Genomic DNA, 21,564 nt, shown 5'->3' with positions numbered 1-21,564 from the left:
CCACACCACGCCACCGCCACGATCGCGATCGCGAGCGCGCCCGCTCTTGATCTTCGACCCGAAGCAGGAAAACGCCACGGCCCGTCCCGCGCACAGGGGGTGTGCGGAGAGCCGGCCATGGATGGCCGGCGCCCGGCCGCTGGGAGCAGGACGCGGAGACGGCCGGCGCAGCACACCCCCTGTGCGCGGGACGGGCAGCGCGGACTACAACGGAGAAACGCACGGAACGGGCAGCGCGGACCACAACGGAGCTCCCGCGCAACAACGTGCTCCAACTGTCACGTCAGCACCCGGAGCCGCGAGAAGAACCAGCCACCACGCCGGGTCGGCCGTACGTCTTTCCCGCAATCGGGAAAAAAACCCAAAAAAGGGCCGCATCGCTGCGGCCCTGCGTACCTGCGTGCTGGATCCGGGGATCAGCCCTGCAGCGGCACCACGCGGATCTCGACGCGGCGGTTCTGCGCGCGACCCTGCTCGGTCGAGTTGTCGGCGATCGGCATGGTCTTGCCGAAGCCCACGATCTCGAAGCGCTCGCGCTGCAGGCCCTGCCCGATCAGATAGTTGCCCACCGAGTTCGCACGCTGCTCGGAGATGCGCTGGTTGACCGCGTCACCGCCGACGTTGTCGGTATGCCCGGCGACCTCGACGATGGTCTGGTTGTAGTCGGCAAGCGTCGCGGCGACGTTGTTGAGCGCCGGATAGAACTGCGGCTTGAGCTCGGTCTTGTTGAAGTCGAAGGTCACGCCGTCGGGAAGGTTGAGCTTGATCACGTCGCCCTCGCGGTCGACGACGATGCCGGTGCCCGCGGTCTGGCGACGCAGCTCGGCTTCCTGGCGGTCCTGGTAGACGCCGACGGCGCCGCCGGCCAGTCCACCGACGCCGGCCCCGACCAGGGCGCGCTGGCGGCGTTCGGTTGCGTCGGAACCGCTGAGCAGGCCGGCAACCGCACCGATGCCGGCGCCGACGAGGGCACCCGTGCGGGTCCGGTTCGGATCGTTCGGATCGCTGGTCTGGCCCGTGTAGGTCGCGCAGCTGGTGAGCATGACTGCGCTGGTGGCAAGGCTGACAAGCAGGATTCGGGGCGAAGTGCGCATGGGAGGCTCCTGTAAGGGGCGCTCGGCGCCCGGATAAGTGAACGCGGCCAAGCTAACCGCGTTCGCGTCCCTGCAGAGTGATGGCCGGAAGCCTATTCAGTTTGTGTATAGCCGGCGCCGCGATACACGCGCGGAATGCGGTCGTTGAGTCCCACCAGGATTTCGTAGGGAATCATCCCGGCAGCTTCGGCCACGCCCTCCACGCGCAGTTCCGCATCGCCCTGGCGCCCGAGCAGGACCACCTCGTCCTCGTTCCACGCGCTGTGCCGGCCGATGTCGACCATGAACTGGTCCATGCACACCCGGCCGACGATCGGATGGGGCCGGCCGCCTATCAGCACCCGGCCGCGCGACGAAAGCGCCCGCGGGAAGCCATCGCCGTAGCCGATGGGCACCGTCACCACGCGCGTGTCGCCGGGGGGCGCCCAGGTGCCGCCATAGCTGACCGTGTGTCCGGCCTGCACCACCTTGAAGTACACCACCCGCGAGACCAGGGACATCGCCGGCTCCACCGGCACGGTTGGCCGCGCGCCGGCGCCCGGCAGCACGCCGTACAGCAGGATGCCGGGGCGCACCATGTCGAGCCGCGCGGTCGGGAAATGGAGGATGCCGCCGGAGTTGGCGATATGCCGCGGCGGCATCGGCGCGCCGATGCGCGCAAAGTGCGCGCAGGCCGCGTCGAAGCGCTCGAGCTGCAGCGCGGTCATCGGCGAATCGGGTTCATCCGAGCTCGCGAGATGCGAATAGATCCCGGCCAGTTCGATCCACCGCGAGGCCACCGCGGCCTCGATGAAGGGCCCGGCGCTCCCGGCGTGCACCCCGATGCGCTCCATGCCGGTATCGACCTTGAGGTGCACGCTGGCGCGACGCCCAAGCGCCTCGGCCGCGGCCTCGACCTGGCGCAGCTTGTCCAGCGACGACACCGTGATCGCCAGCTCGTTGGCGATGTACTGCGCGACCTGGGGGCCGAAGATCCCGCCCAGCACCAGGATCGGCACGGTGATGCCCGCGCGTCGCAGCGCGATGCCCTCTTCCGGGAACGCCACGCCGAGCTGCTCCACGCCCTGGTCCTGCAGGCGGCGCGCCACCGGAACCAGGCCGTGGCCGTAGGCGTTGGCCTTGACGATGGCCATCACCGGCACCCCGGCGTGGGCGCGGATCGCCTGCAGGTTGCCGGCGATGCGGTCGAGGTCGACCAGGATCCGCGTCGGGCGCTCGGCGGCGTGCAGGCTCACGCGCGGCTACTCGAAGCTTCCCACCGAGTCGTGGGCGAGGTTGTCGAAGCGCGTGTACTCGCCGAAGAACTTCAGCTTCACCGACCCCGTGGGGCCGTTTCGCTGCTTGCCGATGATCACTTCGGCCAGGCCCTTGTCCGGCGAATTTTCCTTGTTGTAGTAGTCGTCGCGGTAGATGAAGACGATCACGTCGGCGTCCTGCTCGATGGCGCCGGACTCGCGCAGGTCGGCCATCACCGGGCGCTTGTCGGTCCGCGTTTCCAGCGATCGGTTGAGCTGCGACAGCGCCAGCACCGGAACGTTGAGCTCCTTGGCCAGCCCCTTGAGCGAGCGCGAGATTTCCGAGATCTCGGTGGCGCGGTTCTCCTTGTTGCCGGGCACGGCCATCAGCTGCAGGTAGTCGATCACGATCAGGCCCAGGCCGTGCTCGCGCTTCAAGCGCCGCGCCTTGGCGCGCAGCACGTCGGGCGAAAGCGCCGGGGTGTCGTCGATGAAGATCCTGGTTTCCTTCAGCAGCCGGATCGCGCTGGAAATGCGGCTCCAGTCCTCGTCCTCGAGCTGGCCGGTGCGCAGGCGGGTGGCGTTGACCCGGCCCACCGACGAGATCAGGCGCAGCGCAAGCTGGCTGGCCGACATTTCCATCGAGAACACCGCGACCGGCTTCTTGGTCTTCATCGCCGCGTACTCGGCGATGTTGAGCGCCAGCGTGGTCTTGCCCATGGCCGGGCGCGCGGCGAGGATCAGCAGGTCGGTCGGCTGCAGGCCGGCGGTCATCTCGTCGAACTCGACGTAGCCGGTTGGCAGGCCGGTGATGCCGCCGCCGTTGGCATAGCGCGTCTGCAGGACGTCGAAGGCCTCGGCCATGGCCGCGTTGACCGCGGTGAAGTCGCTGCGGCCGCGGCTGCCGGCTTCGGCGATGGCGAACACTTCCTGCTCGGCCTTGGCCAGCAGCTCCGCGCTCTCGCGACCTTCGGGCTGGAAACCGTCGTTGACGATCCCGGTGCCGACCTCGATCAGCTGCCGCAGCACGGCCTTGTCGCGCACGATTTCGGCATAGGCGACGATGTTGGCGGCGGACGGCGTGGTGGTGGCGAGCTCGACCAGGTAGGCGCCGCCGGCGACGAGCTCGGAATGGCCCTGGGACTCGAACCACTCGCCCAGCGTGACCGCATCGAAGGGCCGGCTGCGATCGGCGAGCTCCTTGATGGCGCGGAAGATCAGCTGGTGGTCGCGACGGTAGAAGTCGTCCTCGACGAGCTGGTCGCCGACGCGGTCGTAGGCCTCGGGTGACAGCATCAGGCCACCGAGCACCGCCTGCTCGGCCTCGACCGACTGCGGCGGCACGCGCAACTGCTCGATCCGGGCTTCGCCGCGACCCTGGAAGTCCCGGTCCTTCGGCTGGAAGCCGGCTCGTGCGCTCATCGGTATCGGGACTCCCCTGCGGGGGCCGTCGCTGCGGCCCCTTGTTCTGTATCGGACTGACATCGTAGTCGCCTCCGCGCCCGAAGCGTTGCAGACAACCCTGTGGATAACCGGTGGGCATCGCAGCAGGCGAGACCGCGGGCATCCTGAAACGACGACGGGCGCCCTTGGGCGCCCGTCGCGTGACTCCGGCGGTGAGGCCGTATCAGTTGGCTTCGGGCTCGACCACCACCTTGACGGTGGTCTCGACGTCCGCGTGCAGGTGCACGATGACCTCGAACTCGCCGATGGTGCGGAACGCGCCCTCGCCCATCACCACCTCGGACTTGTTGACCGGCGTACCGGCCTTGGTCAGCGCCTCGGCGATATCGCGCGGGCCGACCGAACCGTACAGCTTGCCCTCGGTGGAGGCGTTGGCGTAGATCGTGACGCTGGCGTCCTCGAGCGCGGCCAGGCGCTTGTTGGCGTCGTCCAGCTGGCCCGCGGCCTTGGCCTCGTACTCGGCGCGGCGCGCCTCGAACCCGGCCATGTTGGCGGCGGTGGCCGGCACGGCCTTGCCCTGCGGCATCAGGAAGTTGCGGCCGTAGCCCGGCTTGACGCTGACCTTGTCGCCAAGGTTGCCGAGATTGATGACCTTCTCGAGAAGGATCAGATCCATGGGGTATCTCCGTATTCGTTAGCGGCGCGCAGGCGCGCCGCAACTGGTGCTGTCCGAACGGACGGTGGCCGGGCCGCCCATGGAGGGCGGCCTGGGATCAGATGTTGTGGTTGTCGGTGTACGGGATCAGGGCCAGGAAGCGCGCGCGCTTGACGGCGGTCGCGAGCTGGCGCTGGTACTTCGCCTTGGTGCCGGTGATGCGGCTGGGGACGATCTTGCCGTTCTCGGTCACGTTCTGGCGCAGGGTGTTGAGATCCTTGTAATCGATCTCCTTGACGCCCTCGGCGGTGAACTTGCAGAACTTGCGGCGGCGGAAGAATTTGGACATGTGCGTGATCCTCAGTCGGCTTCGGAGTTGTCGGCAGTCTCGGCGGCGGGCTTTTCCTTCTCGCCCTCGCCCTCGCTCTCGCCCTCGTCGTCACGACGACGGCGTTCGCCGCGCTCCGGACGGTCGGTCTTCTCCGGCTTCTCGTCCTTGTTCTTCATGATCAGGGACTGCTCGGTCTCGGCCTCTTCGCGGCGGACCACGAGGTGGCGCAGGACGGCGTCATTGAAGCGGAAGCCTTCGATCAGCTCGTCGAGCACGGACTGGCCGACCTCGATGTTGAGCATCACGTAATGGGCCTTGACCAGGTTGTCGATCGGATACGCCAGCTGGCGGCGGCCCCAGTCCTCGAGGCGATGGATCTTGCCTTCGGCACCTTCGATCAGGGTCTTGTAGCGCTCGACCATGGCCGGCACCTGTTCGCTCTGGTCCGGATGGACCAGGAACACGATTTCGTAATGACGCATGTGTTGTTCCTTGTGGATATCGGCCGCGCGGCATGCCGCGGGCCCGGATAGCCCCCGGGACGATCCGTATGGACGCCGTGGGGCAAGGGTCTCCCGCAAAACGGGAGCCGAACAGTATCGCACCGCCCGGAGCTCCCGGCAACTCTGCAGGAGCAGCTACAGCCGCGACCCGCCATCCTACCCGGCCAATCCATCCCCAGGTGACCTTGGACGGGCTCCCGCAGGCGCGCGGTACGGCGACTGGTGGGTACTCCGTGGGCTGTCCCGCTGCGCGGGCCTTTATGCCCACTCCGCACCCCCCAGCCGCCTCGCAGCGCTTGGCCGCGAGCCGCTAAAAGAGCAAAAGCGGGGCGCTTTCCCGCTGTCTACCCGCCGCGGAAACGTCCAAAAAGCGACGCGCTCCTGCACTCCCTACCAGTTCACCTCAGCGCTGGCAGCAGAGGGTGGGCGGGTATTCCGCCGGCAATAAGGAGCAGCTCCACCGCGACGCCGGCGGAGTACCCGCCCACCCTCTGCCCCGGCGAATCCGCAACGAGCACTCAGCGATCAGCGATCAAGGAATCCAGGCCCCGCCCCGAAACTCCCTCAGGCCGCCTTGTCAGCGTCCGTCGTAAAGCTCTCGCCACAGCCACACTCGGCCGCCGCCTTCGGATTGCTGAACGTGAACTGCTCGTTCAGACCCTGCTTCAGGAAGTCCATCTCGGTCCCGTCGACCAGCTCCAGGCTGTCGGCATCGACAAAGATGCGCACCCCGTCCTGCTCGAACACCGTGTCCCCGGCCTGCTCATCGCGCGCAAGGTCAACCGCATAGCCCCAGCCCGAACAGCCGGTGCGGCGCACGCCAAAGCGCAGACCCAGGGCATCGGGTGCCGAAGCGAGATAGCCCTTCACGCGTTCAAGGGCGGCAGGAGCAAGAGTGATGGCCATGGCGTCGATTGTACTCCGAAGGACGGATACGCCCGGTGACAGGTCCGGTAAACTGCCCCACAAGTATCGGTCCCCTCCCCAAGGATTCAAGGCATGACGGTGGTCAGCGTCGAACATGCGCTCTCGGGCAAGCTGCCCGCCGGCGGCGAAGTCACGGTCCGCGGCTGGGTGCGCACCCGCCGCGACTCCAAGGCGGGCCTGAGCTTCGTCAACGTCAGCGACGGCTCCTGCTTCGCGCCCGTCCAGGTGGTTGCGCCCAGCACCCTGCCCAACTACGAAGACGAAGTGAAGCGCCTGAGCGCCGGCTGCTCGGTGATCGCGACCGGCACCCTGGTGGCGTCACAGGGCCAGGGCCAGGGCTTCGAAATCCAGGCCACCGCGATCGAAGTCGTCGGCTGGGTGGACGACCCCGAAACCTATCCGATCCAGCCCAAGGCGCATTCGCTGGAGTTCCTGCGCGAAGTCGCCCACCTGCGCCCGCGCACCAACCTGTTCGGCGCCGTCACCCGCATCCGCCACTGCCTGGCGCAGGCCGCGCACCGCTATTTCCACGAGAACGGCTACTTCTGGGTCAACACCCCGATCATCACCACCTCCGACGCCGAAGGCGCCGGACAGATGTTCCGCGTGTCCACGCTGGACATGGCCAACCTGCCGCGCGGCAAGGACGGCGCGGTCGACTTCAGCCGCGACTTCTTCGGCAAGGAGACCTTCCTGACGGTTTCCGGACAGCTCAACGTCGAAGCCTTCGCGCTCGCGATGAGCAAGGTCTACACCTTCGGCCCGACCTTCCGCGCCGAGAACAGCCATACCACGCGCCACCTGGCCGAGTTCTGGATGATCGAACCGGAGATCGCCTTCGCCGACCTCGACGACACCGCGCGCATCTCCGAAGAGTTCCTGAAGTACCTGTTCCGCGCCGTGCTCGACGAGCGCGGCGACGACATGGCCTTCATCGCCGAACGCGTGCAGAAGGACGCGATCACGCGCCTGGAGGGCTTCGTCAACGCGCCGTTCGAACGCATCGAATACAGCGACGCGATCACCCTGCTGCAGAAGTCCGGGCACAGGTTCGACTTCCCCGTCGAATGGGGCCTGGACCTGCAGACCGAGCACGAACGCTGGCTGACCGAACAGCACGTCGGCCGCCCGGTGGTGGTGACCAACTACCCCGAGCACATCAAGGCCTTCTACATGCGCCTCAACGACGACGGGAAAACCGTCGCTGCGCTGGACGTGCTGGCGCCCGGCATCGGCGAGATCATCGGCGGTTCGCAGCGCGAGGAGCGCCTGGACGTGCTCGACGCGCGCATGGACCAGTTCGGACTCGATCGCGAGCTGTACGACTGGTACCGCGACTTCCGCCGCTACGGCACCGTGCCGCATGCCGGCTTCGGCCTCGGCTTCGAGCGCCTGGTGGTCTATGTCTGCGGCCTGTCCAATATCCGCGACGCAATCCCCTACCCGCGCGCGCCCGGCACCGCGGAGTACTGAGGCCGTGCTTCTTTTCTTCGCCCTGTGCTTCGTCGGCGTCGCCATCGCCGGCGCCTGCGCCTACATTATCTTCTGGCCGCTGTCGCTGGTGCACCTGCGCGACCGCCACCCCGCGGTGCGCGAACGCCTGGGCGACGGCGCCTTCCTGAAGCCCGCGACGATGTGGTGGCTGCTCGGCGGCGAGTACCGCGAAACGCGCGACCCGACCTTCACCGGCCTGGCCACGCCCGCGCGCATCGCACTGTCGACGGTGATCTTCGGCCTGAGCGGCGCGGGGATCATGATGCTGTGGTCGGTGGCGCTGTCATGACCGGCCCCATCGATGCGGTACAGCGCGACGAGTGGTGGCTGGCAAGCCTTGGCCGGATCGTGATCTGGGCGCGGCTGCGCGTGCGCGAAGCAGGCACCGCCGAAGTCCTCGACAGCGATGGCAATACCCTGGTCTACGACAGCGAGGACACCGCGCGCGCCATGCTGATGGACGCCGAGTTCATCGCCCTCGATGGCCTCGACGCCGGGGACGCGGCCGAACGCGGCTTCCTGCTCGACGAACTGACGCCGCCGCAGGGCGACGACGACGGCGTGCTTCAGGCCGGCATGGTGCAGACGCTGCGCGGCGGCAACGCCTGACCGGCACACCCCCACGGCTTCAACGGAGAACAGCATGGATCTCGATCTCAAGGGGCGTCATGCCCTGGTCTGCGGCGCTTCGGAAGGCATCGGCCGCGCCACCGCGGTGGAACTCGCCGCGCTTGGCGCCAGCGTCACCGTGCTGTCCCGCCGCGAAGATGCGCTGCGCGAGGTGATCGACGGGCTCGCCACCGGCGACGGCCGCGAACATCGCCTGGTCGTGGCCGACAGCGCCGACACCGATGGCCTGCAAAAGGCCGTGGCCTCAGTGGTCGCCCGGCGTCCCGTGCACATCCTGGTCAACAACACCGGCGGCCCGCCGGGCGGCCCGGTCGCCGACGCGCCGCTGGCGGCCTTCGAGGAGGCCTTCCGCCGCCACCTGCTCGCCAACCAGGTGCTGCTGCAGGCGGTGCTGCCAGGCATGCGCGAGGCGCGCTGGGGCCGCATCGTCAACGTCGTCTCGACCTCGGTGCGCGAACCGATCGCGGGCCTGGGCGTGTCGAACACGATCCGCGGCGCGGTCGCGTCCTGGGCCAAGACCCTGTCGCGCGAGCTGGCGGCCGAGGGCATCACGGTCAACAACGTGCTGCCGGGCTTCACCGAAACCGGGCGCATCCGCCAGATCATCAGCGACCGCGCGGGCAAGGAAGGCCGCAGCGAGGACGACATCCGCCGCGACATGGAGGCCGCGATCCCGGCGCGCCGCTTCGCCACCGCCGATGAGACCGGCGGCGTCATCGCCTTCCTGTGTTCGCCGGCCGCGGCCTACGTCAACGGCGTCAGCCTCGCGGTGGACGGCGGACGCATGGCCTCGATCTGAGGCCGTGCCTGAAGGCCCGGAGATCCGCCGCGCCGCTGACCGCCTTGCCGCGGCGGTGGTCGGCGAGCCGCTGGTCCGCGTGGCGTTCGCGTTTCCGGAGCTGAAGCGTTTCGAGCGCGAACTGGTCGGGCATCGCATCGAATCGATCACCGCGCGCGGCAAGGCCATGCTGACCCGCTTCGACCATGGCTGGACGATGTACAGCCACAACCAGCTGTACGGCGTATGGAAGGTCGCGCTCGCGGGCGAACGCCCGGCCACGAAGCGCTCGCTGCGCGTGGCGCTGGAAACGGCCGGGTGCGCGATCCTGCTGTATTCGGCGTCGGACGTATCGATGTGGCGCAGCGACGAAGTCGAATCGCACCCCTTCCTGCAGGGATTGGGCCCCGACGTGCTCGATCCGGCGCTGGATGCCGATATCGTGGCCGCACGCCTGCAGTCGCCGGCCTTCCGCGGCCGCGCGCTCGGCGGACTGCTGCTCGACCAGGGCTTTCTTGCCGGCATGGGCAACTACCTGCGCTCGGAGGTGCTGTTCGCGACCGGCCTGCGCGCCGGGCGACGCCCGAAAGACCTCGACGCCTCCGCCATCGCGCGCCTGGCGGCCGCCCTGCTCGACATCCCCCGGCTGAGTTACGCCACCCGCGGCATCGCGGCGGCCGAGCGCATGCGCGACGACTACCTGACAGACACCGCCGAAGGCTTCCGCTTCCTGGTCTTCGGCCGCGAAGGTGAGCCCTGCCCCGTCTGCGGCGCCGCCATCGAGCGGGAGATGGTCGGCTCGCGCCGCCTGTACCTCTGCCCGCGCTGCCAGTCCTGACGGTTTCGGCCGGCGCGGGTAAGCTTGCGGGATGCGACGCTATACGCACGTCATCGGCAGCGGCACCCGCGACGCCGCCCCCAGCGGGCGCTGGCGCGAAGTATTCGACCCGGCCACCGCCCGGGCGTATGCCGAAGTCGCAGACGGCGATCCGGCCGATGTCGACGCGGCCGTCGGTGCGGCGTCCGACGCATTTCCCGCCTGGTCCGGGCTGCGCAACAGCGAACGTTCGCAGCATCTGGAACGGCTGGCCGCGGCCCTTGAGGCGCGCCTGGACGATTTCGCCCACGCCGAGGCCCAGGACGGCGGCAAGCCTTACTCGCTCGCGCGCGACGTCGAGATCCCGCGCGCCGTCTCCAACCTGCGCTCCTTCGCCCACGCGGCCACGCAGTTCTCCAGCGAATCGCACCACGGCGAAGCCGGGCTGAACTACACCCTGCGCCAGCCGCTGGGCGTGGTCGGCACGATCTCGCCGTGGAACCTGCCGCTGTACCTGTTCACCTGGAAGATCGCGCCGGCGCTGGCCGCGGGCAATACCGTGGTCGCCAAACCTTCCGAGGTCACGCCCGCGACCGCGACCATGCTCGCGGAACTTGCGCTTGAATCCGGGCTGCCGCCGGGCGTCCTCAACGTGGTCCACGGCGGCGGCCCCGAGGTCGGCGAGGCGATCGTCCGCCATGCCGCGGTCAAGGCGATCTCGTTCACCGGCAGCACCGCGGTCGGCAAGCGCATCGCCGGGATCGCCGGGCCGCTGCTGAAGAAGGTGTCGCTGGAACTCGGCGGCAAGAACCCGACCCTGGTCTTCGCCGACAGCGACTGGCGCGACCATATCGACACCATCGTCCGCTCCGCGTTCCAGAACAGCGGCCAGGTCTGCCTGTGCGGCTCGCGCATACTGGTCGAGCGGACCGTGTACGCCGAGTTCCGCGAGGCTTTCGTGGCGCGCGCGCTGGCGCTACGTCCGGGTGATCCCATGGACAGCGACGCCAACTTCGGGCCGCTGGTCTCGCAGGTGCACTTCGACAAGGTGGTGACCGCGATCGCGCGCGCCCGCGACGAGGGCGGGCAGCTGCTGTGCGGCGGCGTGGCGCTGGATCGCCCGGGCTGGTTCGTGGCACCCACGGTGATCGAGGGCCTCGGCCCCGACTGCGCCAGCAACCGGGAAGAGATCTTCGGACCCGTCGCCACCCTGCAGCCCTTCGACGACGACGACCACGCGCTGGCGCTGGCCAATGCCGGCGACTACGGGCTCGCGGCCTCGGTCTGGACCCGCGACCTGGCGCGCGCGCACCGCTTCGGCGCGCAGCTGCACACCGGCATCGTCTGGATCAACGCCTGGCTGATGCGCGACCTGCGCACGCCCTTCGGCGGCATGGGCCAGTCCGGCCTGGGCCGCGAAGGCGGCCTCGAGGCCATGCGCTTCTTCACCGAGCCGCGCAACGTCTGCATCGCGACCTGAGCGCCGCCCTTCTTTCGCACCACTTCCCCGCACCACGGATTCCCATGCACAGACTGCACGACCTCCTCGAACGCAACCGGATCTGGGCCGAACGCGTCGAGGCCGAAGACCCCGGCTTCTTCACCCGGCTGTCGAAGATCCAGAAGCCGAAGTACCTGTGGATCGGGTGCTCGGATTCGCGCGTGCCGGCCAACCAGATCATCGACATGAGCCCGGGCGAGGTCTTCGTGCACCGCAACGTCGCCAACGTCGTGGTGCACACCGACCTCAACTGCCTGTCGGTGATCCAGTACGCGATCGACGTGCTCGAGGTCGAGCACATCCTGATCGTCGGCCACTACGGCTGCGCCGGCGTCGGCGCCGCGCTCACCGGCCAGCGCGTGGGCCTGGCCGACAACTGGATCCGCCACGTCAAGGACGTCAAGCACAAGCACCGCGCGATCATCGAGGCGATCGACGACGACGGCATCCGCCACGACCGCCTGTGCGAGCTCAACGCGCTCGAGCAGATGATCAACGTCTGCGAATCGACCGTGGTCCGCGAGGCCTGGGCACGCGGGCAGAAGCTTGCCGTGCACGCCTGGGTGTATTCGCTGCGCGACGGCCGCGTGCACGACCTCGGCCTGTCGATCGATTCGGCCGCCGCGCTGCCGGAACAGTACGAACCGGCGCTGGAGCGCATCCGCGACGACCGGGAGGACCGCTGAGATGCCCGGCGACGCGGTCCACACCAATGCCGCGCCCAGGCCCGTCGGCGCCTATCCGCATGCGCGCCGCGTCGGCGACCTGCTGTTCCTTTCGGGCATCGGCCCGCGCGACCCGGCCACCGACGCGATTCCCGGCAACGACTACTCCGCCGACGGTCGCGTGCGCGATCACGACATCAGCGCACAGGCCCACGCCGTGTTCGCCAACGTCCGCGCCGTGCTCGAGGCCAGCGGTGCGCGCTGGGAGGACCTGGTCGACGTGACCGTCTACCTCACCGACATGGCACGCGACTTCAAGGCCTACAACGCGGTCTGGGCCGAACACTTCCCGGACATCGCCACCGCGCCCTGCCGCACCACGCTCGGCATCACCGCGCTGCCGACGCCGATCGCGATCGAGTTGAAGTGCGTGGCGGCCCTGTCGCCGGCGCGCGACTGAAGCTTCCACGGGAGACCGACATGATCCCCGCACCTTTGAATTTCCAGAAATGGATCGACGACAACCGCCACCTGCTCAAGCCGCCGGTGGGCAACAAATGCATCTACGACGGCGACTTCATCGTGATGGTGGTCGGCGGGCCGAATGCGCGCACCGACTACCACTGGGAAGAGGGCCCGGAGTGGTTCCACCAGCTCGAAGGCGAGATGGTGCTGCGTATCCAGGAGGACGGAAAGGTGCGCGACGTGCCGATCCGTGCCGGCGAGACCTTCCTGCTGCCGCCACGCGTGCCGCACTCCCCGCAGCGCGCCGAAGGCTCGATCGGGCTGGTGATCGAGCGCCGGCGCCTGGCGCACGAGGACGACGGCCTGATGTGGTTCTGCGAGGCCTGCAACGAGAAGGTGTACGAGGAATTCTTCCACCTCGAAGACATCGAGCAGGACTTCTTCCGCGTGTTCGAGAATTTCTACCGCTCCGACGAACTGCGCACGTGCAGAGCCTGTGGGCACCTCAATCCGCGCCCGACGCGCTACGAAATGCAGGCCGACTCCCAGGCCGACATCACCTGATCCGCCCAGCCCACCGTGGGAGCGGCCATGGCCGCGATCGCCCGAGGACAGCCGCTTGCTCAAGATCGACATCCACGCCCATTACCTTCCCCGCGACTGGCCCGACCTCGCGCGCAAGTACGGTGACGAGCGCTTCCCCGTCATCCACCACACCGAGGACGGCCGCCACCGCATCTACAAGGACGGGCGCTTCTTCCGCGAGATCTGGTCCAAGACCTGGGACGCGCAGGAGCGCATCGACGACTACGCGCGCTTCGGGGTCCAGGTGCAGGTGATCAGCACGGTGCCGGTGATGTTCAGCTACTGGGCCAGGCCCAACCAGGCGCTGGAGCTGCACCAGGCGCTCAACGACCACATGGCCGAGACCTGCCGCGCGCATCCGCGCCACTACGCGGGCATCGGCACGGTGCCGCTGCAGTCGCCGCGGCTGGCGGTGCAGGAGCTCGAGCGCTGCATCGACGAACTCGGCCTGCAGGGCGTGCAGGTCGGCTCGCATGTCCAGGTCTCGGCCGACACGCACTGGAACCTGGACGCGCCGGAACTGTTTCCGTTCTTCGAGGCCGCCGCCGACCTTGGCGCCGCGATCCTGGTGCACCCCTGGGACATGATGGGCACCGACACCATGCCCAAATACTGGCTGCCGTGGCTGGTGGGCATGCCGGCGGAGCAGTCGCGCGCGGCCTGTTCGCTGGTGTTCGGCGGCGTGCTCGAACGCCTGCCGAAGCTGAAGATCTGCATGGCGCACGGTGGCGGCAGCTTCCCGTACACCATCGGCCGCATCGAGCACGGCTTCAACATGCGCCCGGACCTGGTGGCCACCGACAACCCGCGCAACCCGCGCGAGTACCTGTCGCGCCTGTACTTCGACTCCTGGGTCGCCGACTCGAAGGCCCTGGAATACCTGATCGACACCTGCGGCATCGAGCGCGTGATGCTGGGCACCGACTATCCGTTCCCGCTGGGCGAACAGCACCCCGGCGCCGGCATCGACGCGCTCGAACTGGACCCTGCCGGCCAGGCCCGCCTCTACCACGGCACCGCCCTGGAATGGCTGGGGCTGCCGGCGTCGAGGTTTGCTTGAACTGAAGTTCGCCCTTCCAACCCGCTGCTTTCGCCCCATGCGCGTGCATCCGCGCGGATCCGGGGCAACAAAGGCTTTCAAATGACCGACCAGTACACCGACCAACATGCCGAGGCGCTCGACGCCGCCGATCCGCTGCGCGGGCTGCGCCGGGAGTTCCACGTGCCGCGGCACGGGAATGGCGAGCAGGCCTACTTCGTGGGCAATTCACTGGGCCTGCAGCCGAAGTCGGCGCGGGCGCACGTGGAGGACGTGCTCGACAAATGGGCCGCCGAGGCGGTGGAGGCGCACTTCACCGGCACCACGCAGTGGATGCCCTACCACGCGCTGCTGCGCGAGCCGCTGGCACGGGTAGTCGGCGCGGAGCCTGAAGAAGTGGTGGCGATGAATTCGCTCACCGCCAACCTGCACTTCATGCTGGTCAGCTTCTACCGCCCCACGAAGCAACGGCCCGCGATCCTGATGGAGGCAGGCGCGTTTCCGTCGGACCGCTATGCGCTGGAGTCCCAGCTGCGCTTCCACGGTTTCGATCCGGCCACGGACCTGATCGAGTTGGAGCCGGACCAGCCGGAGGGTCGCTTCTCGATGGAGGCGATCGCGGGCGCCATCGAGCAGCACGGGCCGCGCCTGGCGCTGGTGCTGTGGCCGGGCGTGCAGTACCGCAGCGGGCAGGCCTTCGACGTCGCGGAGATCACGCGCCTGGGGCACGCCGCCGGCGCGGTGGTGGGCTTCGACCACGCGCATGCCGCCGGCAACCTCGCGCTGCGCCTGCATGACGACGGCCCGGATTTCGCGGTCTGGTGCCACTACAAATACATGAACGCGGGGCCAGGTGCGGTGGCCGGCTGCTTCGTGCATGCGCGCCACGCGCGTACCGACCGCCCGCGCTTCGCCGGCTGGTGGGGACACGAGGAGGCGACGCGCTTCCGCATGGAGCCGCAGTTCGAGCCGACGCCGGGGGCCGATGGCTGGCAGCTCAGCAATCCGCCGATCCTTGGCCTGGCACCGTTGCGCGCGTCGCTGGAGCTCTTCGATCGCATCGGCATCGACGCGCTGCGCAAGAAATCGCGCTCGCTGACCGGCTACCTGGAAACGTTGATCGAACAGCGGCTGTCGGGATCGCTGGACATCGTCACGCCGCGGGATCCGGCGCAGCGCGGCGCCCAGCTGTCCCTGCGCGTGCTCGAAGGCCGCGGACTCCGGGGCCGCGACGCCGGTCGCTCGCTGTTCGAGTCGCTCTCCGCCCAGGGCGTGCTGGGTGACTGGCGCGAGCCCGACGTGATCCGGATCTCGCCGGCCCCGATGTACAACAGCCATGCCGACGTGCTGCGCTTCGTGCGCGCCACCGAGGCCTGGCGCGAGGGCCGCGCGTGACCACCGCGACGTCCGCAAGCAGCGCCGGACAGCGACCGCGCGAAGCCACCATCGTCGGCGCCGGGCTCGCAGGCGCGCTGATGGCCACCCTGCTCGCCCAGCGCGGCTGGAAGGTCGATGTCTACGAGAGCCGCGGCGATCCGCGCGTGCACGGCTTCGCCGGCGGGCGTTCGATCAACCTGGCCCTGGCCGAGCGCGGCCTGCACGCGCTGCGCGCCGCCGACGCCGACCGCGACGTACTGGCACAGGCGGTGATGATGCGCGGACGCATGGTGCATCCGCTCGAAGGGACGCCGCAGCTGCAGCGCTATGGCCGCGACGACAGCGAAGTGATCTGGTCGGTCAGCCGCGGCGAGCTCAACATCACCCTGATCAACGCCGCCGAGGCCGCGGGTGCCGGACTGCACTTCGACCGCCGCCTCGAGGCCGTGGATTTCGCTGCGCGACGCGCCTTCTACCGCGGCGACGGCGAGCTCCATCGCGTGGGATTCGACACCCTGATCGGATGCGACGGCGCCGGCTCCACGCTGCGCGCCCAGATGCAGCAGCACCGCGACCTCGGCGAGCGCACCGAATGGCTCGGCCACGGCTACAAGGAGCTGGAAATCCCGCCCGCCGCCGACGGCGACTTCCGCATCGAACCCAACGCGCTGCACATCTGGCCGCGCGGCCGCTACATGTGCATCGCCCTGCCCAACGACGAGCGCACGTTCACCGTCACCCTGTTCATGGCGATGGAGGACGAAGGCCACGGCGATCCGAGCTTCGAGACCGTGGTCGATTCCGCCGGCGCGCGCGCCCTGTTCGCGCGCGACTTCGCCGACACCCTGCCCCTGATCCCGGAGCTCGAGCACGACTTCGAAGCCAACCCGATCGGAAGCCTGGGCACGCTGTACCTGGACCGCTGGCACGTGGGCGGCGACGCGGTGCTGATCGGCGATGCGGCGCATGCGATGGTGCCCTTCCACGGCCAGGGCATGAACTGCGCCTTCGAGGACTGCGTGGCGCTGGCGACGCAGCTTGATGCCTCGCCGGACCTCGCAGCGGCCTACGCCGCCTTCGAAGCCGAGCGCATGCCCGACGCCGCGGCGATCCAGCGCATGGCGCTCGACAACTACATCGAGATGCGCGATCTGGTCGATGACCCGGACTTCCTGCTCCAGCGCGAACTGGAGCTGGCGCTGCAGGCGCGGCACCCGACCCGCTTCATTCCGCACTACGCGATGGTCACCTTCATGCGCATCCCCTACTCGCTGGCGCTGGAGCGCGGCGAAGTCCAGCGGCGGATCCTGGAGGACGCGACCCGCGGGCTTTCCACGCTGGAACAGGTCGACCTCCCGGCCCTGGACCCGGTGGTCGAGCGTGCGCTCCCTCCGCTGGCGGACACCCCGTGACCGCGACCGCAAGCACCATCGGAAGCGCGCGCCCTGCCCGTGGCAGCGGCCACACCTGTGGGAGCGGCTATAGCCGCGATGGCGTTCACTTGTGTGCAATCGCGGCTATAGCCGCTCCCACAGTGTGCGGTGAGGTTCCCAAGGCATGAGCGACAGCTTCCTGTTCTACGACCTCGAAACCTGGGGCACCGACCCGCGGCGGACGCGCATCGCGCAGTTCGCAGCCATCCGCACCGATGCCGAGCTGCGCGAACTGGGCGAGCCGATCGACCTGCTGGTCCGCCCCGCCAACGACCTGCTGCCCTCGCCCGGCGCCTCGATGGTCACCGGCCTGGCGCCGCAGGACACCCTGGCCACGGGGCTTGGCGAGGCCGAAGCCTTCGCCCGCATCGTCGACGAGATGGGCCGCCCGGGCACGTGCACGCTCGGCTACAACTCGCTGCGCTTCGACGACGAGTTCGTGCGCTACGGCCTGTTCCGCAACTTCCACGATCCCTATGAGCGCGAGTGGCGCAACGGCAACTGCCGATGGGACCTGCTTGACGTGATGCGGCTCGCGCACGCGCTGCGGCCCGATGGCATCACCTGGCCCACGCGCGAAGACGGCGCGACCTCCTTCAAGCTCGAACACCTGGCCGAGGCCAACGGCGTGCGCACCGGGGATGCCCACGAAGCGCTGTCGGACGTGCGCGCGCTGATCGGCCTGGCGCGCCTGTTCCGCGATGCGCAGCCGCGGCTGTGGCAGTACGCGCTGGCGCTGCGCAGCAAGCGCCACGTCGCCGGCATGCTCGACCCGATCGCGATGACCCCGCTGCTGCACGTCTCGCAGCGCTACCCGGCCGCGCGGATGTGTGCCGCGGCGGTGCTGCCGATTGCGCTGCACCCGCAGATCGGCAGCCGGATGATCGTCTACGACCTCGACACCGAACCGGACGAACTGCTGGCGCTGTCGCCCGAGGAGATCGCCGCGCGCCTGTACGTGCGCGCCGCGGACCTGCCCGAGGGGGTGGCGCGCGTGCCGCTGAAGGAAATCCATACCAACAAATGCCCGGCGCTGGTGCAGTGGGATCATCTGCGGCCGGCGGATTTCGAACGCCTGGGGATCGATCGCGAGGTCGCCGAGGCGCGTGCCGACCGCATCCGCGCCCACGGCCCGGCGCTCGCCGAGAAGGTGCGCCGCGTGTTCGCCCGTGATCGCGACGGCGACCGTCCGCGTCCCGACGTCGACGCCGCGCTCTACGACGGCTTCATCGGCGATGGCGACAAGGGCCGCCTGGCGATGGTCCGCGCCACCCCGCCGGCGCAGCTCGGCACGCGCGACTTCGGCTTCCAGGACCCGCGGCTTCCGGAGCTGCTGTTCCGCTACCGCGCCCGCAACTGGCCCGACACCCTTGATGCCACCGCACAGGCACGCTGGGACGACTACCGCCGCCAGCGCCTGTGCGACGACTCCGGCCTGTCGGAGTGCGTCTTCGACAACTACTTCGCCGACATCACGCGCCTGCGCCGCGAACATGGCGATGACCGCGAACGCCTGGCCCTGCTCGACAAACTCGAGCACTGGGGCCGTGATCTTGCGGCCGACCTGGGCCCGGCTGCAGATCGATGAGCGGCTACTTCAGCGACAGGACCTTCCGCTTCCTGCGCGCACTGGCGCGCAACAACGCACGCCCCTGGTTCCATGAGCACAAGCAGGATTACGAAACGCACGTGCGCCTGCCCCTGCAGCGGCTCATCACCGACCTGCAGCCTGACCTGGCCGAAGTGAGCCTGCACTTCCGCGCCGATCCACGCACGGTGGGCGGGTCGCTGTATCGCATCCAGCGCGACACGCGCTTCGCCAACGACAAGCGCCCCTACAAAACGTGGCAGGGCGCGCGCCTGTTCCATGCCCGACGCAAGGAGCTGGCCTCGCCCCTGTACTACCTGCACATCGAGCCCGGCGGCTGCTTCGTGGGCGCCGGGATCTGGCGTCCGGATTCGCCCGTGCTGCGCCAGCTCCGCCAGTTCATCGTCGACAACCCCGCCGGCTGGAAAGCCGCTGCGCACGCGCCTGCCTTCCGGCGCCGCTATGCGCTCGATGACGAAGACATGCTGGTGCGTGCACCGCGCGGCTTCCCGGCCGACTTCGAATTCATCGATGACCTGCGGCACCGCAGCTTCGTCGCCTGGCGCGCGCTCGACGACGCCACCGTGACCGCTCCGCGCCTGCGACAGACGCTGGCGAAGGACCTGCACGACCTTGCACCCTTCGTCGACTATCTCTGCGCAGCGCTGGACCTGGAGTTCTGACGATGGCGACCCGACGCGATCTCCGCTGGCTGCCCTGGGCCGCCGCCGCGATCCTGGTGGCATTGCTGGCCTGGGTCGGCAGCGGCCCATGGCGCACCATCGAAGGCATCCGCCAGGCGGTGAAGACCGAGGATGCACAGGCGTTGGCGCGGCACGTCGACTTCCCCGCGCTGCGCGCCAGCCTCAAGCCCCAGGTGCAGGACCGGATCGTGCGCGCAGCCGGTGCCGAGGCGCAGTCGGGTCCGTTCGCCGCCTTCGGCCTGACCGTGGCCACGGGCCTGGCGGGCGGGCTGGTGGACGCGATGGTGACGCCGGCCGGACTGGGTGCGCTGATGGAAGGCCGCAAGGTCTGGAACCGGGTCGGCGGCATTCCTCCCCCGTCGCGCACCGATACCAGCGCGCAGCCGGAGCCGATCCCGGACCCGCGGCTGCGCTTTGAATCGCTCTCGCGCATGTCGGCCACGGTCACGCTGGATGACCGCAGCGAGCTGGTGCTGGTGCTGACGCGCGATGGCACGCGCTGGCGACTTTCGGAGATCCGCCTGCCGGCACCGGATTCCGCGCAACCGGGCCCAGCCGCCGGTTGATCAACCGGCGTTCGAGACACCGTGCGGCACATGCCCCGTGGTCACGTGCATGCGTGCCGAGTCGATGTTGTGCAGCGAGTCGTCGAAGAAAATGTCGGCGCCGAACACGTCCAGGAACGGGCCCTTGGCGCGCCCGCCGAGGAACAGCGCCTCGTCCAGGCGCACGCCCCATTCGCGCAGCGTGCGGATCACGCGTTCGTGCGCCGGCGCGGAGCGCGCGGTGACCAGGGCGGTGCGGATCGGCGAGGCTTCGCCGGGCGGATACGCCGCCTGCAGGTGATGCAGCGCGTCGAGGAAGCCGCGGAACGGGCCACCGGAAAGCGGCTCGCGCGCGCGTTCGACTTCGTGCAGGTGGAAGGCCTCGATGCCGGATTCGCGCGAGACCCGCTCGCCCTCGTCGCCGAAGATCACCGCATCGCCATCGAAGGCGATGCGCAGCTGGTCATGGCGGTGCGCGGGCGCCTTCGCCGGCAGGATGGTCGCCGCGGCCACGCCGTTCTCAAGCGCCGCGCGCACCGAATCCGGGTTGGCCGACAGGAACAGCTGCGCGCCGAAGGGCCGGATGTAGGGCCAGGTCGGCTCGCCCGACGTGAAGGTGGCGCGCGAAATCGCCAGCGCGTGGTGCTGGATCGAGTTGAAGATCCGTAGCCCGGTGTCAGCCGAGTTGCGCGACAGCAGGATCACTTCGACCCTGGGCGCATCGGCCGCCGCACCTTCGTTGAGCGCCAGCAGCTTGCGCACCAGCGGGAAAGCGATGCCGGGATCGAGGATCTCGTCCTCCTTGGCGCGCTGGTGCTCGGCGTAGGCGGCGATGCCGTCGCTCTCGAACAGGGCGTGGCTGTCCTCCAGGTCGAACAGCGCCCGGGAGGAAATGGCAACGGTCAGCGGCGGCAGGACATCGGAAGGCATGCGCCGAGTATGCGCGATGGCGGTCGCAGGGGGCGAGACCGGTCAGGTCTCGAACTGCTCGCTCAGGATGCGCTCTTCAAGGTTGTGCTCGGGATCGAACAGCAGGGTCACCGTGCGCTCGCGCGACTCCTGGATGGTGACCTCGACCACGTCGCGCACCTCGTGCGAATCGGCGGTGGCGCTGACCGGCCGCTTGTACGGGTCAAGCACGCGGAAGCGCACCACCGTATCGGCCTTGAGCAGCGCACCGCGCCAGCGCCGCGGCCGGAAGGGTGCGATCGGCGTCAGCGCGACCACGCTGGACCCGAGCGGCAGGATCGGCCCGTGCGCGGAATAGTTGTAGGCGGTGCTGCCGGCGGGCGTCGACAGCATCACGCCGTCGCAGACCAGCTCGTCCAGGCGCACCTGGCCGTTGAGTTCGATCGAGACGTGCGCGGCCTGCCGCGTCTGTCGCAGCAGGGAGACTTCGTTGTAGGCCAGCGAGCCGACGCTGGCGCCCGATTCGGTGGCGGCGATCATTTCCAGCGGCCGCAGCACCGCCGGCTCCGCGGCCTCGAGCCGCGCCATCAGGTCGGGCAGCACGTCGCCGCGCTGGTAGTGGTTCATCAGGAAGCCGACGCTGCCCAGCTTCAGGCCGTACACCGGCTTGGCCAGCGCCCCGTGCCGATGCAGCGTCTGCAGCATGAAGCCATCGCCGCCGAGCGCGCAGATCATGTCGGCCTCGCCCGGCACGCACTGGCCGTGGCGCGCAGTGAACTGCGCCAGCGCGGCCTGCGCCTCCGGGGCGGTACTGGCAAGGAAGGCGATGCGCGGCGATCCGGTCATGCCCGGAGCATACCCCGCAGGCGTTGCCGATGACGCCTG

Annotated in this window: 24 protein-coding genes; 15 read left to right on the top strand and 9 right to left on the bottom strand. The window is 69.1% G+C overall.

All coding sequences use genetic code 11. From position 1 onward, the window contains the following. Positions 1-416: 416 nt before the first annotated feature. From WCD84_RS12025 to WCD84_RS11995, 7 genes are all read right to left on the bottom strand, one after another. A complete protein-coding gene (locus WCD84_RS12025) occupies positions 417-1,094 on the bottom strand; it encodes an OmpA family protein (protein ID WP_343254341.1) in 678 nt (225 codons plus the stop codon). 92 nt (positions 1,095-1,186) lie between these two features. Beyond that, positions 1,187-2,329 (bottom strand): alanine racemase, encoded by a 1,143-nt coding sequence (gene alr, locus WCD84_RS12020; RefSeq protein WP_343281493.1) that lies wholly within the window; start codon positions 2,327-2,329, stop codon positions 1,187-1,189. A 6-nt stretch (positions 2,330-2,335) separates the two neighbouring features. After that, positions 2,336-3,751, bottom strand: coding sequence for a replicative DNA helicase (locus tag WCD84_RS12015; protein WP_343254343.1), 1,416 nt, complete (start codon positions 3,749-3,751; stop codon positions 2,336-2,338). 205 nt (positions 3,752-3,956) lie between these two features. Continuing rightward, the gene (rplI, locus tag WCD84_RS12010; RefSeq protein WP_343254344.1) at positions 3,957-4,409 is read right to left on the bottom strand and encodes a 50S ribosomal protein L9; all 453 of its coding nucleotides are present in this window, start codon (positions 4,407-4,409) and stop codon (positions 3,957-3,959) included. Between the two features lie 97 nt (positions 4,410-4,506). Then, positions 4,507-4,737 carry a 30S ribosomal protein S18 gene (gene rpsR, locus WCD84_RS12005; RefSeq protein WP_343254345.1) on the bottom strand — a complete coding sequence of 77 codons (231 nt, stop codon included), beginning with the start codon at positions 4,735-4,737 and terminating at the stop codon, positions 4,507-4,509. A gap of 11 nt (positions 4,738-4,748) precedes the next feature. Then, positions 4,749-5,201, bottom strand: a complete 453-nt coding sequence (gene rpsF / locus WCD84_RS12000; RefSeq protein WP_343254346.1) for a 30S ribosomal protein S6 — start codon at positions 5,199-5,201, stop codon at positions 4,749-4,751. Positions 5,202-5,786: 585 nt separating this feature from the next. Then, positions 5,787-6,128 carry a HesB/IscA family protein gene (locus tag WCD84_RS11995; protein ID WP_343275696.1) on the bottom strand — a complete coding sequence of 114 codons (342 nt, stop codon included), beginning with the start codon at positions 6,126-6,128 and terminating at the stop codon, positions 5,787-5,789. A 93-nt stretch (positions 6,129-6,221) separates the two neighbouring features. On the opposite strand from WCD84_RS11995, the gene asnS reads away from it, so the two are divergent. The 15 genes from asnS (at position 6,222) to WCD84_RS11920 (ending at position 19,791) form a co-directional block, all read left to right on the top strand. Then, entirely contained in the window at positions 6,222-7,622 is a 1,401-nt protein-coding gene (gene asnS, locus WCD84_RS11990; RefSeq protein WP_343281492.1) for an asparagine--tRNA ligase, read from the top strand. 4 nt (positions 7,623-7,626) lie between these two features. Beyond that, positions 7,627-7,932 carry a hypothetical protein gene (locus WCD84_RS11985; RefSeq protein ID WP_343254349.1) on the top strand — a complete coding sequence of 102 codons (306 nt, stop codon included), beginning with the start codon at positions 7,627-7,629 and terminating at the stop codon, positions 7,930-7,932. After that, the gene (locus WCD84_RS11980; RefSeq protein ID WP_343281491.1) at positions 7,929-8,252 is read left to right on the top strand and encodes a hypothetical protein; all 324 of its coding nucleotides are present in this window, start codon (positions 7,929-7,931) and stop codon (positions 8,250-8,252) included. Before WCD84_RS11985 ends, WCD84_RS11980 begins: the two co-directional genes overlap by 4 nt. A gap of 34 nt (positions 8,253-8,286) precedes the next feature. Further along, the gene (locus WCD84_RS11975; protein WP_343281490.1) at positions 8,287-9,072 is read left to right on the top strand and encodes an SDR family oxidoreductase; all 786 of its coding nucleotides are present in this window, start codon (positions 8,287-8,289) and stop codon (positions 9,070-9,072) included. Between the two features lie 4 nt (positions 9,073-9,076). Next, positions 9,077-9,889, top strand: coding sequence for an endonuclease VIII (gene nei / locus WCD84_RS11970; RefSeq protein WP_343281489.1), 813 nt, complete (start codon positions 9,077-9,079; stop codon positions 9,887-9,889). A 31-nt stretch (positions 9,890-9,920) separates the two neighbouring features. Next, positions 9,921-11,348, top strand: a complete 1,428-nt coding sequence (locus tag WCD84_RS11965) for an aldehyde dehydrogenase (protein ID WP_343281488.1) — start codon at positions 9,921-9,923, stop codon at positions 11,346-11,348. Positions 11,349-11,392: 44 nt separating this feature from the next. After that, positions 11,393-12,055, top strand: coding sequence for a carbonate dehydratase (gene can / locus WCD84_RS11960; RefSeq protein WP_343281487.1), 663 nt, complete (start codon positions 11,393-11,395; stop codon positions 12,053-12,055). Position 12,056: 1 nt separating this feature from the next. Next, positions 12,057-12,494: a RidA family protein gene (locus WCD84_RS11955; RefSeq protein ID WP_343281486.1), complete on the top strand. Its 438-nt coding sequence runs from the start codon at positions 12,057-12,059 to the stop codon at positions 12,492-12,494. Between the two features lie 20 nt (positions 12,495-12,514). Then, complete coding sequence (locus WCD84_RS11950) at positions 12,515-13,063, top strand: 3-hydroxyanthranilate 3,4-dioxygenase (protein ID WP_343254355.1); 549 nt, start codon at positions 12,515-12,517, stop codon at positions 13,061-13,063. Between the two features lie 55 nt (positions 13,064-13,118). Beyond that, positions 13,119-14,144 carry an amidohydrolase family protein gene (locus WCD84_RS11945; protein WP_343254356.1) on the top strand — a complete coding sequence of 342 codons (1,026 nt, stop codon included), beginning with the start codon at positions 13,119-13,121 and terminating at the stop codon, positions 14,142-14,144. An 81-nt stretch (positions 14,145-14,225) separates the two neighbouring features. Next, positions 14,226-15,518 carry a kynureninase gene (gene kynU / locus WCD84_RS11940; RefSeq protein ID WP_343281485.1) on the top strand — a complete coding sequence of 431 codons (1,293 nt, stop codon included), beginning with the start codon at positions 14,226-14,228 and terminating at the stop codon, positions 15,516-15,518. After that, on the top strand, positions 15,515-16,912 hold the full coding sequence (locus WCD84_RS11935) for an FAD-dependent oxidoreductase (protein WP_343281484.1): 1,398 nt from the start codon (positions 15,515-15,517) through the stop codon (positions 16,910-16,912). Before kynU ends, WCD84_RS11935 begins: the two co-directional genes overlap by 4 nt. A 145-nt stretch (positions 16,913-17,057) precedes the next feature. Then, a complete protein-coding gene (gene sbcB, locus WCD84_RS11930; RefSeq protein ID WP_343281483.1) occupies positions 17,058-18,521 on the top strand; it encodes an exodeoxyribonuclease I in 1,464 nt (487 codons plus the stop codon). Continuing rightward, positions 18,518-19,204: a DUF2461 domain-containing protein gene (locus tag WCD84_RS11925; RefSeq protein WP_343281482.1), complete on the top strand. Its 687-nt coding sequence runs from the start codon at positions 18,518-18,520 to the stop codon at positions 19,202-19,204. The genes sbcB and WCD84_RS11925 overlap by 4 nt, the downstream gene beginning before the upstream one ends. Before the next feature lie 2 nt (positions 19,205-19,206). Further along, positions 19,207-19,791, top strand: coding sequence for a DUF2939 domain-containing protein (locus WCD84_RS11920; RefSeq protein ID WP_343254360.1), 585 nt, complete (start codon positions 19,207-19,209; stop codon positions 19,789-19,791). Here WCD84_RS11920 and WCD84_RS11915 read toward each other — a convergent pair whose 3' ends face one another. Beyond that, positions 19,792-20,700 carry a 5'-nucleotidase gene (locus WCD84_RS11915; RefSeq protein ID WP_343254361.1) on the bottom strand — a complete coding sequence of 303 codons (909 nt, stop codon included), beginning with the start codon at positions 20,698-20,700 and terminating at the stop codon, positions 19,792-19,794. 42 nt (positions 20,701-20,742) lie between these two features. After that, on the bottom strand, positions 20,743-21,525 hold the full coding sequence (locus tag WCD84_RS11910) for an NAD kinase (protein WP_343254362.1): 783 nt from the start codon (positions 21,523-21,525) through the stop codon (positions 20,743-20,745). Positions 21,526-21,564: the final 39 nt, after the last annotated feature.

Source organism: Luteimonas changyuni, from assembly GCF_039548395.1.
GTDB lineage: Bacteria > Pseudomonadota > Gammaproteobacteria > Xanthomonadales > Xanthomonadaceae > Luteimonas.
Note: the sequence above shows the minus strand (reverse complement) of the source record. Positions and strands in the feature narration are given on the sequence as shown.

Excerpts from the sequence above, each read along its gene's own strand:
- WCD84_RS12025 (WP_343254341.1), bottom strand. The coding sequence starts at position 1,094 with ATGCGCACTTCGCCCCGAATCCTGCTTGTCAGCCTTGCCACCAGCGCA.
- WCD84_RS12015 (WP_343254343.1), bottom strand. The coding sequence starts at position 3,751 with ATGAGCGCACGAGCCGGCTTCCAGCCGAAGGACCGGGACTTCCAGGGT.
- rplI (WP_343254344.1), bottom strand. The coding sequence starts at position 4,409 with ATGGATCTGATCCTTCTCGAGAAGGTCATCAATCTCGGCAACCTTGGC.
- rpsR (WP_343254345.1), bottom strand. The coding sequence starts at position 4,737 with ATGTCCAAATTCTTCCGCCGCCGCAAGTTCTGCAAGTTCACCGCCGAG.
- rpsF (WP_343254346.1), bottom strand. The coding sequence starts at position 5,201 with ATGCGTCATTACGAAATCGTGTTCCTGGTCCATCCGGACCAGAGCGAA.
- WCD84_RS11995 (WP_343275696.1), bottom strand. The coding sequence starts at position 6,128 with ATGGCCATCACTCTTGCTCCTGCCGCCCTTGAACGCGTGAAGGGCTAT.
- asnS (WP_343281492.1), top strand. The coding sequence starts at position 6,222 with ATGACGGTGGTCAGCGTCGAACATGCGCTCTCGGGCAAGCTGCCCGCC.
- WCD84_RS11980 (WP_343281491.1), top strand. The coding sequence starts at position 7,929 with ATGACCGGCCCCATCGATGCGGTACAGCGCGACGAGTGGTGGCTGGCA.
- WCD84_RS11975 (WP_343281490.1), top strand. The coding sequence starts at position 8,287 with ATGGATCTCGATCTCAAGGGGCGTCATGCCCTGGTCTGCGGCGCTTCG.
- WCD84_RS11965 (WP_343281488.1), top strand. The coding sequence starts at position 9,921 with ATGCGACGCTATACGCACGTCATCGGCAGCGGCACCCGCGACGCCGCC.
- can (WP_343281487.1), top strand. The coding sequence starts at position 11,393 with ATGCACAGACTGCACGACCTCCTCGAACGCAACCGGATCTGGGCCGAA.
- WCD84_RS11955 (WP_343281486.1), top strand. The coding sequence starts at position 12,057 with ATGCCCGGCGACGCGGTCCACACCAATGCCGCGCCCAGGCCCGTCGGC.
- WCD84_RS11950 (WP_343254355.1), top strand. The coding sequence starts at position 12,515 with ATGATCCCCGCACCTTTGAATTTCCAGAAATGGATCGACGACAACCGC.
- kynU (WP_343281485.1), top strand. The coding sequence starts at position 14,226 with ATGACCGACCAGTACACCGACCAACATGCCGAGGCGCTCGACGCCGCC.
- sbcB (WP_343281483.1), top strand. The coding sequence starts at position 17,058 with ATGAGCGACAGCTTCCTGTTCTACGACCTCGAAACCTGGGGCACCGAC.
- WCD84_RS11925 (WP_343281482.1), top strand. The coding sequence starts at position 18,518 with ATGAGCGGCTACTTCAGCGACAGGACCTTCCGCTTCCTGCGCGCACTG.
- WCD84_RS11920 (WP_343254360.1), top strand. The coding sequence starts at position 19,207 with ATGGCGACCCGACGCGATCTCCGCTGGCTGCCCTGGGCCGCCGCCGCG.
- WCD84_RS11915 (WP_343254361.1), bottom strand. The coding sequence starts at position 20,700 with ATGCCTTCCGATGTCCTGCCGCCGCTGACCGTTGCCATTTCCTCCCGG.
- WCD84_RS11910 (WP_343254362.1), bottom strand. The coding sequence starts at position 21,525 with ATGACCGGATCGCCGCGCATCGCCTTCCTTGCCAGTACCGCCCCGGAG.